This window comes from Rhizobium sp. CC1099, from assembly GCF_029714385.1.
In the GTDB taxonomy this organism is placed as follows: Bacteria; Pseudomonadota; Alphaproteobacteria; order Rhizobiales; family Rhizobiaceae; genus Rhizobium.
The window spans coordinates 2,764,697-2,778,440 of record NZ_CP121641.1 but is presented as its reverse complement, the minus strand read 5'-3'; the positions used below and the strand labels follow the sequence as shown (position 1 = coordinate 2,778,440).

Below are 13,744 nucleotides of genomic sequence, written 5' to 3'. Positions count from 1 at the left end.
ATTTAGCAATTTCTTTCTTACTATTTCAATATAATGTACTCTAGCGTCAGTTGGGGACTTCATCAAACAGTGCATCGCGAGTGCGGCGGCTTCTCTCCCAGTCGAACGACCTATGCTGATGGGGAGAGAAGAGCTGTTTGGCAGTAACCTCGCAAAGTCTTCGCTGCGCAAGGCATCTGCCGATCTTCAACTGAGACGAGATCAACAGGAGGGACACGTGGCTATTCTTCGAAAAGAGAAATGGGCGACAAATATACCTGCTGCATTCATGCTGGCCGCCGCTGCGGCGATCTGGCTGATATCCGATCGCCCGGCGTTGGCAGTGGACCCAGTATGTGACGACCCCAGCGCCAGGAACTGGAAATACCCGATTACGAATCCTGAACCGGCCGAACGGCAAGCGATTATGGATCTGATCCACCGCTACTACTGGGCACTGGACGAAAAGAATGCATCCGCCATTGTCGAGATGTTTACCCGCGATGCGGAGTATCAGGTCTGCAGCGGAGGCGGAGGGCTCAAACGCGAGAAGAGTGACGATCCTGAGCAATTGGAGAACTATTTCAAAGGCCTTTTTCTCAAGCTCGATGATGCCCAATCGCGTATCCGCCACTTCGAAAGCAATACGCTCCTGAACATTGTCGATCCGAATGCCCCGGAGACGGTCGAAGCAAAGTCTGCCATGCTGGCAGTCATCCAGCGGGCTGACAACGAAGTGCCTACGCTCGACTATGCCGCGGTTTTAAGGGCGGTTTTCGTCAAGGAGAACGGTGCCTGGAAGTTCAAAATGCTGACGCTGATTACCGACGAGCCGAAGGTTATGACGCGGGCGCGGTGAAGGTCAGGTTTCTGAGGGTTCGAGATTTCGCGTGTTCGGGCGCCGGCCAACCGGGCGAAGCATCTGTGCCGGAGGAGTGCGGAAATGGGTGTGAAGGGTATCGGCTTCGCATTCATGATCGGGGCTGCAGCGCTTGCCCCGGCTAATGCCCTGGATCGGCCGAAGGCGGATGACGTTTTCAATCCAGAGTCGGCCGACGAAAAGTTCGCCGAAACCGTGCATCGGTGGAACGGCGCCTTCCTCTGGGAGCCGGCATCTGCCAGCACCAAGATCACGACCCGGCTCGGCGACGAGGCCCGTGCGGTTTTCGGGCCGATCCCGGACGCAGATTGCGGCGGCGGGGGTGCGAAAACGATCCCGCTCGAAGTCGACGGCAATATCGTCGACCTGCAACCAAACCCCGACAAGGCGGGCAATCCGCTGGAATTCGAACACCGGGATGCGGACGGCGCCGTGGTCAAGTGGACGTCAAGCATTGCAAAATGCGATAAGCCGTCGCTTGCCGGCAACGTCACTTATTGCGGCCTGAACTCGCGTCTGAACCGCGTCGTGAAAGGCAATGTGGAATGGCTCTTCCTGTGCCGCAAATCCAATGCCAGCCTGGAGCTTGAGCCTGATCCTTATTGGCAGCGGTCAAATCCGAAATTCTCGCGCTTCGGCTCGATCGGGTTCAACAGGGCAACCGGCGAGATCGTGTTCTTCGACGGCCGCAAGGACCAGGAGGTGTTCGACTGGTCGAAGCCGTTCGTTCCGCCGGGCGGTGGGTCATATTCCGACACAGCCGGGCGGGCGGCGGCAGAAGCGCTTTACGATCCGACGTTTCAAATTCAATGTTCGGCATGCCACGACAACAAGAATCCCTACGTCATCAATCCGCATATCGGACAGGCAAGAGTTGGCTATCCGGACGGCAAAAATGATCCGAGAGCCCGGGCCTTCAGCCTCGGCGCCTATCTCCCGAGACTACCCCGTGATGAGAGGACGCCCTTTCGCGTGATCGGGTCCGGCTATACCAGCACCTATGCGGCCGAACTGAAGAACGCGAGCACGGTACGCGATCCGAATGGCGACTGCACGGAGTGCCACACGCTGACGACGCAGACGACCGGGAAGCGTCTCGCGCCTGACGCGGTTGGGCGTGAACCGTACATTTCCAATCCCAGCTGGGCGCAGCTTCTGGAGCTTCGCGCCGAGAAGGAAAACTTCCGGCAAGTGGATATGCACCGGACGGAATGGGCACGGCGCTCCGGTGGCGGCAGGATTCACCCGTGGATGGTTCCGGCAAACGGCAACGATGTATCCGGGCACTCATCGCAGATCAGCCTTGACGCGTGGCGCGAGCTCAGCGATTGCCTATGGGGCGGCGGCGGGCCGGAATGCGGCTACCGCCCGCTCTACACGCCCTGTCCCGCTCCGGCAAAAAGGGCGGGCGGTGACGGATCGGCTCCGGGCGACCTCGCTGTCACCGTTTTGCCGCCGGACCCCGACGCGCCCGCGGAGCGGCGTATTCGTGTGAGCTGGAAGTACCTCAACAGCTACGGCGAAGTCCCCGGCAGAGACGACGTGCGATTCAACATGGCCGTCAGGGAGAGCCTCATTCCTGCGGCAGGCGAGGAACCGCATGCGAAGGACTATCCAAGTTTGGATGAAGCTATGGGCAAAGATTTCCGGGCGCTTCGCAAGAAGGTCGGGTTGTCCGGTTCGGCACGGCTGATGCAGAACGCCTCCTATTTCGGACACGCACAATATTCCGAGGCGTCGAGTTCAATGGAACGCCGGGAATACCGGCTGGACTTTCCCGGCACCTGCAATCGCCGATATGCGATCCGCATCCTTCCGAAGAGATTTTGCTTCGACCAAAGCGATGTTGCCTTTGGATTCGAGGACTATCTGCTTTTGGCGGACGTGCGATGCGATTGATGGCCGCGACTAAAGCCGCGGCCATCTCTTGGGTTCAGGATGGCATAACCTGATCGCGGGGCAGATCGCGGCAGCGCCTGATGCCCATGGCAGTGATCAGCGCGCCAGCCACGGCGGCTGCGACCGGGACGATCAGCGCCGTTTGCAGCGATACCAGCCGGGCTTCGGCAGATGTAGCTTCGCCAAGAACATAGGCGCCGATGGCACTTGCACCCGACAGGCCGAGGGCTGCGCCGAACTGGAAGGCGGTATTGACCAGCCCGCCGGCCAGCCCCTGTTCGTCTTCATGAATGCCATCGGTGGCGGCAATTGTCAGCGGGCTGTAGGCGATCGAGAAGGCCAGTCCGAGCAAAAGCATGCTTGGGAAGATTGCCGCATATGTCCAGTCGAGCTCTATCCCCAACAGCAATGCGTAGGAGATGGCGGCAAGAACGAAGCCTGCGAAGATAACGCGGTCGTTTCCGAAGCGATCGACAAGCCTGGGCGTCAGGATGGGAGCGACGACGGCGTCGATGCCGATCACAAGCATCGCAATGCTGGTCTCAATCGGCGTCCAGCCAAGCAGCTCCTGGAGATAGAGGGTCGCGATAAACTGGAAGCCGAAGAACGACCCGGCAAATAGCAGCGCTCCGAGGTTCGACCGGACGAGGGACCCGGAGCGGAATATTGAAAAACGCACGAGCGGCGCGGCAGACAGGCGCTCGATCAGGAAAAAAAAGGCAAGCCACAGGGCCGCGCTCACGCCGAATATGCCGAGCGTCCATGCCAGGTTCTGGTCCGGATGTTCGAGGCGGGTCACGCCATGAACCGCAAGCAGCATCGCTGCTGTGAGCGTAACGGCGCCTGGAATGTCGAAGCGTTCCCCGGTGGTTTTAGTCTGCCTGTCGGCGATGAGCCTGATCGCGGCGACAAAGATGAGGAGCGCCAGGATCACCGGCGCAAAGAACACCCAGCGCCAATCGATTGCAGCAAGCAATCCGCCCAGGACGAGCCCGAGCGAGAAACCGGCGGAAGCCGTGGAGGCGTAGATGGTCACTGCGCGGTTGCGCTGGGGACCCTCCGGAAAATTCGTCGCGACGAGCGCCAGGCCCGCCGGTGTCATGAATGCCGAGGCGGCGCCCGTGACGAAGCGTGCCAACAGCAGCATCCAGCCCTCCGTCGCAAGCCCGCCGAGTCCGGAAAATGCAATGAAGACGGCAAGCGCGGAAAGGAAGACCCGGCGTTTGCCGAAAATGTCGGCAGCACGGCCGCCGAGCAGCATGAAACCGGCATAGCCCAGCACATAGGCGCTCACCACGCCGCTCAGCGTGGTTGTCGTCAGATTAAGATCGGCCCGGATTGCCGGAAGCGCGATATTGAGCATGGCAACATCGATGCCCTCAAGAAAGATGGCTCCGCAGAGGACGATCAACGTCGCTGCGGCACGCGGCGTCATAGGTGCGGCGCCGGCTTCGGAAGAAGAAAGGGTCGTGGACATAAGCATGGTCCTTTGTTGACGATGAAGAGAGTGAGTAACTTTTCGTCAGTCAGTTCCCTCTTGTAACCATCAAACAATTAGGCCATGCTCCGGACCCATGAAAGAAGGCACTTTAAACTCACCGAGTAACCTTTGCAGCAGCGAGGCGGATTACGACGTCCTGCAATGGGATGTGCGCGAAGGCTGCGAGGTGCGGCAGATCCTCGATCGGATCGCCGATAAATGGTCGCTGCTGGTGATCGCTCTTCTGGAAAAGCGCACGCTCCGCTTCACGCAATTGCGCAACAGCATCGACGGCATCAGCCAGCGGATGCTGACGACCACCTTGCGCAACCTCGAACGCGACGGAATTATCCAGCGAACGGTCTATCCCGTCGTGCCGCCGCGTGTGGAGTATGCGCTGTCGCCGCTCGGCTGCACTCTGCACGAAACCATCCGCGCGCTGGTGGGGTGGACGGAATCGAACCAGGCTGAAATTCTGGCGGCCCGAGCCCGTTACGACGCCAAGGCAGCCAGCGAGCGCTGGTGAAAGGTGATTTGCCGATGCCGACTGAACATCCGACTTCGCCTGTAAGGGCGACGCTTGCTTCCGTCGATCGCTTCTGTCGCGCCGTCTTCATTGCAGCGGGTGCTGACGAAGCAACCAGCGATGGAGCGACGCGGGCGATGATGCATGGGACGCGGCTCGGCATCGACAGCCACGGCGTTAGGCTTTTGCCGCACTATGTCAAAGGCTTGACCGAGGGCCGCATCAACCGGCAGCCGAAAGTGGCGCTTGCTTCGGCATTCGGAGCCGTCGGTGTGCTCGACGCCGATAATGGCCATGGAGGGCTTGCGACCTTCGTGGCGATGGATCATGCGATCGAATTGGCCGACCGCCATGGCATCGGCGCCGTGGCCATCCGCAATTCCTCGCATTTCGGGCCGGCCGGCGCCTATGCGCTTCATGCGGCCCGGCGGGGCTTCATTGGTCTTGCGTTCTGCAATTCCGACAGTTTTGTCCGCTTGCATGACGGCGCGATGCGCTTTCACGGCACCAATCCGATCGCCTGTGCGGTGCCGGTTCCCAACGACAATCCCTGGCTCTTCGACATGGCCACCAGCGCAGTGCCTTATAATCGCGTTCAGCTTTACAGGAGCCTTGGCAAGAGTTTGCCGGCCGGTACGGCTTCGGATAGCCACGGCTACAATACCACCGACCCGGAACAGGCCGATATGCTGGCGCCGCTTGGCGGTGAATTCGGCTTCAAGGGGGCCGGGTTGGCCGGATTGGCCGAAATCCTCAGCGCCGTCCTGACCGGCATGAAATTGAGCTTCGACATCGCGCCAATGCCCGGTCCGGACTTCTCGACACCGCGCGGACTGGGTGCCTTCGTGCTGGCGATGAAGCCTGAGGCTTTCCTGGACAGACACCGGTTCGACGCTGCCATGACGCGTTATCTGGAGACGCTGCGCAATTCGCCGGCCCGCGATGACTTAAACGTCATGGCGCCAGGCGACCGCGAATGGAAAGTCGCCGAAGACCGCGAGAAAAATGGTGTCGAACTCGACCCTGCGACAGCGGCATCCTTTGCGGCGCTTGCCGCACGTTACGCTCTGCAACAGCCGTTCGGTCCATAGAGCCCGTCCTTTGCGGCGGATTGACGCACGAGACGATCAATGTTACGAATGGATGAATTGGTCAGGCCACTTGGCCAATTGCGCGTTTGAGGAGAAACGCGCCGGGGAGGCTAGATGTTTTCGGCTGTTGAATCGCGCCGCCTTTACAGGCAGGTGGCTGACCAAATTCGTTCGATGATCGCGACTGGCGAGCTGGCCGTTGGCCAGCGCCTCCCGCCGGAGCGCGAACTGGCCGAAAAGCTGGCGGTCTCGCGTCCGACCATTCGCGAAGCATTGATCGTGCTGGAAGTGGAAGGGCTCGTGCATATCCGCATGGGCTCGGGAATATATGTCGCCCGCAAGCACACCGTTCAGCCCGCTCAGCCGGAGCGCGAACCGTTCGAAGGGCCTTTCGAGCTGCTGCAGGCCCGCTCCATCATCGAATGCGCGATCGCCGAGGAGGCTGCGCAGCGCGCAACCGCCAGCCACATTGCAGTGCTCGACGAGAACCTGCAGCAGATGGCAAGCGTTGTGAACGATACCGATGCGGCGCTCGAAATCGACCGCGCCTTCCACACGGCAATTGCCGGCATCGTCGGAAATGCCGCGCTCATCCGCTTCACCGGCGAAATCTACGATCAGCGCATGACGCCGTATTTCGAGAAGCTGGCGAGCCATTTCGAGGGACCCGATTTCTGGACGCGCGCGATGGAGGAGCATCGCGCCATCAGAGATGCGATCGCCGCCAATGACCCCGCAGCCGCCAAACAGGCCATGCGGACCCATCTCGACAGATCGCAGAAGAGATTTTCCGAAAGCTTCGGGGAGGAGCTTTTCGGGGAAGACGAAGGCGGCCGCGCTGCGGCCCGGAGGAATGCAAAGATCTAACGCAAGCTCGGGAGGAAAGAGCGATGAAGATCAGACTGGCTACGATAGTTTGCACCGCAGCCGCCATCATGGCGACGACGGTTGCCGCACATGCACAGACGGTCCTGAAATGGGCCCATGTCTATGAAACGTCCGAACCCTTCCACACGGATTCGGTCTGGGCATCCGAGGAGATCAACAAGCGCACCGGCGGGCGCTACAAGATCGAAGTCTATCCCGCTTCACAGCTCGGCAAGGAAGCGGACATCAACCAGGGACTGAAGCTCGGCACCGTCGATATCATCATTTCCGGCTCGAGCTTTGCCGCCCGCGATTACAAGCCGATCGGCGTCACCTACTATCCCTATATCTTCCGCGGCCCGGCACATCTGATCGCCTACACCAAGAGCGATGTCTTCAAGCGCCTTGCCCAGGGCTACGAAGACAAGACCGGCAACCATATTGCTGCCGTCAGCTATTACGGCACGCGCCAGACGACCTCGAACAAGCCGATCGCCAAGTGCGCCGACATGCAGGGTCTCAAAATCCGCGTTCCCGACGTTCCAGCCTATCTCGCCATGCCGCGCGCCTGCGGCGCAAACACGACGCCGATCGCCTTTGCCGAGGTCTATCTTGCGCTTCAGAACGGCACGGTCGAGGCACAGGAAAATCCGCTGACGACGATTGAGGCGAAGAAGTTCTACGAAGTTCAGAAGAACATCATCCTGACCGGCCATATTGTCGATCATCTGAACACCGTGGTTTCCAAGACCCTGTGGTCGAGCCTTTCCGACGAGGACAAGACAATCTTCGAGACCGTGATGCGGGAAGCTGCAGAGCGCACCACGAAGACAATCGAAGGACGGGAAAACGGCCTCATCGCCACCTTCAAGGAGAAGGGGCTCAACGTGACGGAAGTCGACAAGGCCGACTTCGAAAAGGCAGTTGCCGAGAAAGTGGCCTTCGAGGATTTCGGCTACGAAAAGACCGACTGGGAAGCCATCCGCGCTATCCAATAATCGCAAAGGATGCGGCGCCATTGAGCGCCGTATCCTCCTTTCCGGCGAAAACGGACGTTCCCCATGTCGCAAGAAGTCCACACCCAGATCACCCCAGACGAGATTGCCCATACGTTCGAAGGCGCGGCTCCGACCGCCAAAGCCTCGGATTATGCCCCGGAGGACTGGATCACCCTGATCGTCTTCTGGCTCATGACCGGCTGCGTCTTTCTGCAGTTCTTCACGCGCTATGTATTGAACGACAGCTATGCCTGGACGGAAGAGATCGCCATCAACTGCCTGATCGGCGTCGTCTTCCTTGGTTCGGTCATGTGCGTGCGCACCTCGCGCCACATCCAGGTGGACGTATTCTACCACTACATGCCGCAGCGGATGGCGAGGATCCTTGCCAGCTTCGTCGATGTCGTCCGTATCGGCTTCTTTGCCTACGCCTGCCATCTGATGTGGCGCTATGTGCAGATCGTCGCCGGGGAGGAGATGGTGACCATCGCGCTGCCGCGCAACATCGTTTTCTACAGCGTCTTTGCCGCATTCGTCCTGATGCTGCTGCGCGCCATCGTGGTCTTCGTTGCCAATATGCGCCGCGGCTATTCCGTTCTGGAGCGGCCCGAGGAATTCCAGAAAATCGAGGATTGATCACATGCTCCTGCTTGTCGGCTCGTTTCTCTTGCTGATGGTCATCGGCGTGCCTGTCGCGATCTCGATGGCGACCGCCTCGGTGCTCTATATCGTTCTTTACGGCGTCGCGCCCGACATCATCGTCGCCCAGCGAATGATCGCCGGCGTCGAGAGCTTTCCGCTGCTTGCCGTTCCCTTCTTCATTCTCGCCGGCAACCTGATGAATTCGGCCGGGGTGACCGGACGTATCTATTCGTTTGCGGTCGCCCTCGTCGGCTGGATGAAGGGCGGCCTCGCGCAGGTCAACATCATCGGCTCTGTGATCTTCTCCGGCATGTCGGGAACCGCGCTTGCGGATGCCGCCGGGATCGGCACCATCGAGATCAAGGCGATGAAGGACCACGGCTATCCGGTTGAAGCAGCCGTCGGCGTCACGGCGGCCTCGGCGACGCTCGGCCCGATCTTCCCGCCGTCTCTACCCTTCGTCATCTACGGCATGATGGCGAACGTCTCGATCGGCGCCCTGTTCATGGCCGGCATTCTGCCCGGCATCGTCATGACCGTTCTGATGATGGTGACCGTTGCCGCATTCGCCTATGCGCGGAGCTGGGGCTCGGACGCACCCTTCGATGTCAAGCAGCTTCTGTCGGCGTCGCTGGAAATCGTCGTGGTGCTGCTCGTTCCCGTCGCGATCTACCTCATGATTCTTGCCGGCTTGTCGATGAACGTGTCGGCCGGCATCGCGCTTGCCGCGCTTCTGGCACTGGACTGGTATTTCTCCTTTTCAGCCGTCATGGCCCTGATGACGCCGGTCATTCTCATCGGTGGCATGACAATGGGCTGGTTTACGCCGACGGAAGCGGCAGTCGCGGCTGTGCTCTGGTCGCTTTTCCTGGGGCTGGTGCGCTACCGCACCATGACACTCTCGACGCTCGCCAAGGCGAGCTTCGATACGATCGAGACCACGGCCTCGGTTCTCTTTATCGTCACCGCGGCCTCGGTCTTTGCCTGGCTGCTGACGGTCAGCCAGGCCGCACAGCTCTTGTCGACGGCGATCCTTTCGATCACCGACAACAAGTGGGTTTTCCTGATCCTCGTCAATCTGCTGATGCTTTTCGTGGGCTGCTTCCTGGATACGATCGCGGCGATCACCATCCTTGTTCCGATCCTGCTGCCGATTGTGACGCAATTCCAGATCGATCCCGTGCAGTTCGGCCTGATCATGACGCTCAATTTGATGATCGGCTTGCTTCATCCGCCGCTCGGAATGGTATTGTTCGTCCTTTCGCGGGTGGCAAAGCTCTCCGTCGAGCGCACGACCATGGCGATCCTGCCCTGGCTCGCGCCGCTGTTCGTCGCACTGATCCTGATCACCTTTATCCCGTCGGTCTCGCTCTGGCTGCCGCAGCAGCTCGGGTTGCTGAAGTAATGGGGAGGAAGCTTATGCAGACGCGATTTGCCCGGCTTTACGGAGCGCGGGACCTGAGGGTCGAGGCAGGCTCCGTGCGGGAACCGGGCGAAGGCGAAGTGCTCTTGCGCATGGCGGCTGCAGGGATCTGCGGCTCCGACCTGCATTACTACCAGGACGGCGGTTTTGGGCCGGTGCGCGTGCGCGAGCCGATCATTCCCGGACACGAGGCGTCGGGCTTCGTCGAGACGGCGGGCGCCGGAGTGGCCCTTCCTGAGGGCACCCTGGTCGCCGTCAATCCGAGCCAGCCGTGCGGATCGTGCGAATATTGCAAGCGTGGGCAGCCGATCCACTGCCTCGACATGCGCTTCATGGGAAGCGCCATGCGGCTTCCCCATGAGCAAGGCATGTTTCGCCAGTGGCTGGTCGTGCCGGCGGTGCAATGCGTTGCGGTTTCCGGTGATGTCAGCGCGGCCGAAGCGGCATGCGCCGAACCGCTGGCCGTCTGCCTGCATGCAGCTTCACGCGCGGGCGAGATCGCGGGAAAAAAGGTGCTGATCACCGGCGCCGGCCCGATAGGATGCCTTGCCGTTGCCGCGGCGCGTTATCGTCAGGCAGCGGAAATCGTCGTCACCGACCTTGCTGACGCCGCGCTCCGGCGCGCAAGCGCAATGGGAGCGGACAAAACGATCAATGCAAAAGATCAGGATGCGCTCGCGCCCTACGAAGCCGGCAAAGGCTATTTCGACCTTGCATTCGAATGCTCTGCCGCAGCACCGGCAATCCGCTTTGCGATCGCGTCGGTCAAGCCGCGCGGCACGATCGTGCAGGTGGGCGTGACCGGCGACATAGCCATTCCGCTCAATGGTCTGGTCGGCAAGGAACTGCATATCCACGGTTCGCAACGCTTTCACAGCGAATTCAAAGATGCGGTGGCATTGATCGCCAGCCGGCAGATCGACATCCGTCCGATCATCAGCCACAGCTTCCCCCTCGAACGCGCTTTGGAGGCTTTCGAGCAGGCCGGCGACCGCTCGGCTGCGTGCAAGGTGCAGCTGGTGTTTTAGGGCGCAAAAAAGAGTTCGCCTAGCTCCTCGCGCGCGATCTCGCTAAGCCGCGCCGCCTCAGTCTCGTCGATGGAGCGGTAGGGCCACCGCAGCCGTGTTCCGACAGGTCCCCAATTGCCGATTGCGCTCAGCAGTTTATCAAGCGCGGCATTCGAATAACCGGCCTTCTGGCGGAAGGGGACGATGTGTTCGTCCATGAATCGGCAGATCCGGCGTTCCGTTTCCAATGCGGCCTCGAGGTCGGTCTCAATCAGATCGGTCCATCGCTGCGCGCCGCGCGGGCTGAGGCAGGCGACATTGGAAAATGCGCCTGCAGCCACGCCTTCTCTCGTGCCGGTCGCCAGATGATGGCCGGGTACGAAGAGCGAGAATGCCTGGAGGTATTTCCGCGCTTCGCCATACCAGTCCGCGCCGCTATCGGAAAGCTTGATGCCGACGATATCAGGGCAGGGGATGCAGATATTTGCGAGCTCTCTGAGCGTCAGAACGCGTTTGGCATGCGGCGGATTGTAGAGGATCAGCGCAATCCCATCGGCGACCTTAGATGCCCTCGCCAGGAAATCGGCAGCTTCGAGATCGTTGAGCGGCCACCAGTCCGGCAGGATCACCTGAATGGCAAGCGGCCTGAACGAGGCTGCACGCCGGACGCGGTCCAGCTGGATCATCGCATCCGGCTGGCATGCGCCGATGACGAAGGGCATTCCGGCTTTCGTGCAACGCTCGGCCAGCATGGACTGGATGCGGTCGAATTCCGCTTCCGTCTGGTTGTGGAATTCGCCTGCCGTGCCGTTCGAATAAATGCCGTCGACGCGGGCTGCGATCAGAATATCGATTTCCTCGCCGAGCTTATCGAAATTTATGCTGTCGTCTGTCTCGATCGGCAAAAGAAGGCTTGCCCAGTTCCCGCCGATCGGATGCCGCCTTTTTTCTGTCACCGAATGCTCCTTTTGCCGATCAATCCAGGTCGTCTCGAATGCAGGCCTTGAAATGCCCAGGGGCCACTTCGCGCAGTTCCGGCACGGTCCGGGCGCAGGCATCCAGCGCTTTTGGACAGCGCGTCCGGAAGACGCAGCCGCTTGGCGGGTTGGCCGGGCTTGGAATGTCGCCCTTCAATATCTGCCGGTTACGCCGGGCATCCGGATCAGGCGAGGGGATCGCCGAGAGCAGGGCGCGGGTATAGGGATGCTGCGGCCTGGCATAAAGATCGGCGCTCGTCGCGATCTCCATGATCCGCCCGAGATAGAGCACGATCACGCGGTCGCAGATATATTCGACCACCGCCAGGTCATGCGAAATGAACAGCATGGTGAGGCCGAGGCGCTGCTGCAGATCGCGCAGCAGGTTGATGACCTGCGCCTGGATGGAGACGTCGAGCGCCGAAACGGGCTCGTCGGCAACGATGAATTCCGGCGACAGCGTCAAGGCGCGGGCAATACCGATGCGTTGGCGCTGTCCGCCGGAAAATTCATGCGCATAGCGATTGAGTGCGTCGGCCGGAAGATCGACCTTTTCGAGGGCGGACCGCGCCCGGTCGAGCCTTTCCTCGCGCTTTCCGATGCCCTGGATCTTCAGCCCCTCCGTCAGGATTTCGCCGATCGTCATGCGCGGCGAGAGGCTGGCATAGGGGTCCTGGAAAATATACTGCATGCGCGGCCGCGCGCGCCGCATGGCGGAGGCGGACAGCGCGGTGAGTTCGGTTCCGTCAAAGCGCACGCTTCCGGAGGAGGGCTCGACCAGCCGTAGCACCGAGCGGCCGATCGTCGTCTTGCCGCTGCCGGATTCGCCGACGAGGCCGACGACCTCGCCCTTGCCGATATCGAAGGAGATATCCTGCAGGATCGTAAGTTTCGTGCCGCGCGACGTATAATGTTTCGCGAGACCGCGAACGGAAAGCAAAGGCTCGTTCATCTAAATCTCCCGCCAGCGGATGCAGCGGCTTCGATGCTGCGGATTGACGTCTTCGAGCGGCGGGACAGCCGCGCGGCACGCGTCTATGGCGAACTTGCATCGAGGCGAGAAGGCGCAGCCCGGCGGCATTTTCATCAGGCTCGGCACCATGCCGGGAATGGCGGCGAGCTTTTCGCCGGCGAGCTTCATGCGGGTTGCGTCGCCGAGCCGCGGCATCGAGGCGAGCAGGCCGATCGTATAGGGGTGCTTCGGATGGCGGAAAACCTCGCCGACCGGCCCCTGCTCGACGATCCGCCCGGCATACATGACCGCGACGCGGTGGGCGATTTCCGCGACGACGCCGAGATTGTGGGTGACGAAGAGCATCGCCATGCCGCGCTCGCGCTGCAGCTTCAAGAGAAGGTCGAGGATCTGTGCCTGGATCGTTACGTCGAGCGCCGTCGTCGGCTCGTCGGCAATCAGCAGCACCGGATCGCAGGCGAGCGCCATGGCGATCGTCGCGCGCTGGCGCATGCCGCCGGAAAGTTCATGCGGATATTGGCCGGCACGGCGCTTCGCATCCGGAATGCCAACGCTTTCGAGCAGGGCAATGGCCGCATTCATCGCGGCCTTCCGATCCGCCCCGCGATGAATGCGGATCGGCTCCGATATCTGGTCGCCGATGGTGAAGACGGGATTGAGGCTCGACATCGGCTCCTGAAACACCATGCCGATATCGTCGCCGCGGACTTTTCGCATGTCGTGCTCGTCAAGCAGGACGAGGTCGGCGACGGCGCCGCTCTTCCGCTTCAGGCGAATGCTGCCGGCGGCGATCGCGCCGATATTGCGGGTCAGTAGCCGCATGACCGAAAGGCTCGTTACCGACTTGCCCGAGCCGGATTCGCCGACGAGTGCCAGCGTCTCGCCGGCGGCGACGGTCAGGTCGATGCCGTTGACCGCCGTCACCTCGCCGCCGCGGATGCGAAAGATCGTCCGCAGTCCGCGAATGTCGAGAATGGGATCGGCGGTCTGTTGCATGGCGAT

Annotated in this window: 13 protein-coding genes; 9 read left to right on the top strand and 4 right to left on the bottom strand. The window is 61.0% G+C overall.

What is annotated here, in order from left to right:
- Positions 1-217 precede the first annotated feature (217 nt).
- Complete coding sequence (locus tag QA644_RS14105) at positions 218-838, top strand: nuclear transport factor 2 family protein (protein WP_283069079.1); 621 nt, start codon at positions 218-220, stop codon at positions 836-838.
- Positions 839-922: 84 nt separating this feature from the next.
- A complete protein-coding gene (locus QA644_RS14100) occupies positions 923-2,758 on the top strand; it encodes a hypothetical protein (protein WP_283069077.1) in 1,836 nt (611 codons plus the stop codon).
- A 34-nt stretch (positions 2,759-2,792) separates the two neighbouring features.
- On the opposite strand, the gene QA644_RS14095 is transcribed toward QA644_RS14100, so the two are convergent.
- On the bottom strand, positions 2,793-4,235 hold the full coding sequence (locus tag QA644_RS14095; RefSeq protein ID WP_283069076.1) for an MFS transporter: 1,443 nt from the start codon (positions 4,233-4,235) through the stop codon (positions 2,793-2,795).
- 97 nt (positions 4,236-4,332) lie between these two features.
- On the opposite strand from QA644_RS14095, the gene QA644_RS14090 reads away from it, so the two are divergent.
- The 7 genes from QA644_RS14090 (at position 4,333) to QA644_RS14060 (ending at position 10,813) form a co-directional block, all read left to right on the top strand.
- Complete coding sequence (locus QA644_RS14090; protein ID WP_283069075.1) at positions 4,333-4,764, top strand: helix-turn-helix domain-containing protein; 432 nt, start codon at positions 4,333-4,335, stop codon at positions 4,762-4,764.
- Between the two features lie 14 nt (positions 4,765-4,778).
- Positions 4,779-5,855 carry an Ldh family oxidoreductase gene (locus QA644_RS14085; protein ID WP_283069073.1) on the top strand — a complete coding sequence of 359 codons (1,077 nt, stop codon included), beginning with the start codon at positions 4,779-4,781 and terminating at the stop codon, positions 5,853-5,855.
- A 114-nt stretch (positions 5,856-5,969) separates the two neighbouring features.
- Entirely contained in the window at positions 5,970-6,722 is a 753-nt protein-coding gene (locus QA644_RS14080; protein WP_283069071.1) for a FadR/GntR family transcriptional regulator, read from the top strand.
- Between the two features lie 23 nt (positions 6,723-6,745).
- Positions 6,746-7,720 carry a sialic acid TRAP transporter substrate-binding protein SiaP gene (locus tag QA644_RS14075; protein ID WP_283069069.1) on the top strand — a complete coding sequence of 325 codons (975 nt, stop codon included), beginning with the start codon at positions 6,746-6,748 and terminating at the stop codon, positions 7,718-7,720.
- Positions 7,721-7,783: 63 nt separating this feature from the next.
- The gene (locus tag QA644_RS14070) at positions 7,784-8,356 is read left to right on the top strand and encodes a TRAP transporter small permease (RefSeq protein ID WP_194727852.1); all 573 of its coding nucleotides are present in this window, start codon (positions 7,784-7,786) and stop codon (positions 8,354-8,356) included.
- Positions 8,357-8,360: 4 nt separating this feature from the next.
- Positions 8,361-9,767 (top strand): TRAP transporter large permease, encoded by a 1,407-nt coding sequence (locus tag QA644_RS14065; RefSeq protein ID WP_194727851.1) that lies wholly within the window; start codon positions 8,361-8,363, stop codon positions 9,765-9,767.
- A gap of 14 nt (positions 9,768-9,781) precedes the next feature.
- Positions 9,782-10,813, top strand: coding sequence for an L-idonate 5-dehydrogenase (locus QA644_RS14060; protein WP_283069064.1), 1,032 nt, complete (start codon positions 9,782-9,784; stop codon positions 10,811-10,813).
- Here QA644_RS14060 and QA644_RS14055 read toward each other — a convergent pair.
- The 3 genes from QA644_RS14055 to QA644_RS14045 are packed head-to-tail and all read right to left on the bottom strand — an operon-like array spanning position 10,810 to position 13,738.
- On the bottom strand, positions 10,810-11,748 hold the full coding sequence (locus tag QA644_RS14055) for a dihydrodipicolinate synthase family protein (protein ID WP_283069062.1): 939 nt from the start codon (positions 11,746-11,748) through the stop codon (positions 10,810-10,812). The genes QA644_RS14060 and QA644_RS14055 overlap by 4 nt on opposite strands.
- Before the next feature lie 19 nt (positions 11,749-11,767).
- Positions 11,768-12,721, bottom strand: coding sequence for an oligopeptide/dipeptide ABC transporter ATP-binding protein (locus tag QA644_RS14050; protein ID WP_074069356.1), 954 nt, complete (start codon positions 12,719-12,721; stop codon positions 11,768-11,770).
- On the bottom strand, positions 12,722-13,738 hold the full coding sequence (locus QA644_RS14045; RefSeq protein WP_283069061.1) for an ABC transporter ATP-binding protein: 1,017 nt from the start codon (positions 13,736-13,738) through the stop codon (positions 12,722-12,724).
- Positions 13,739-13,744: the final 6 nt, after the last annotated feature.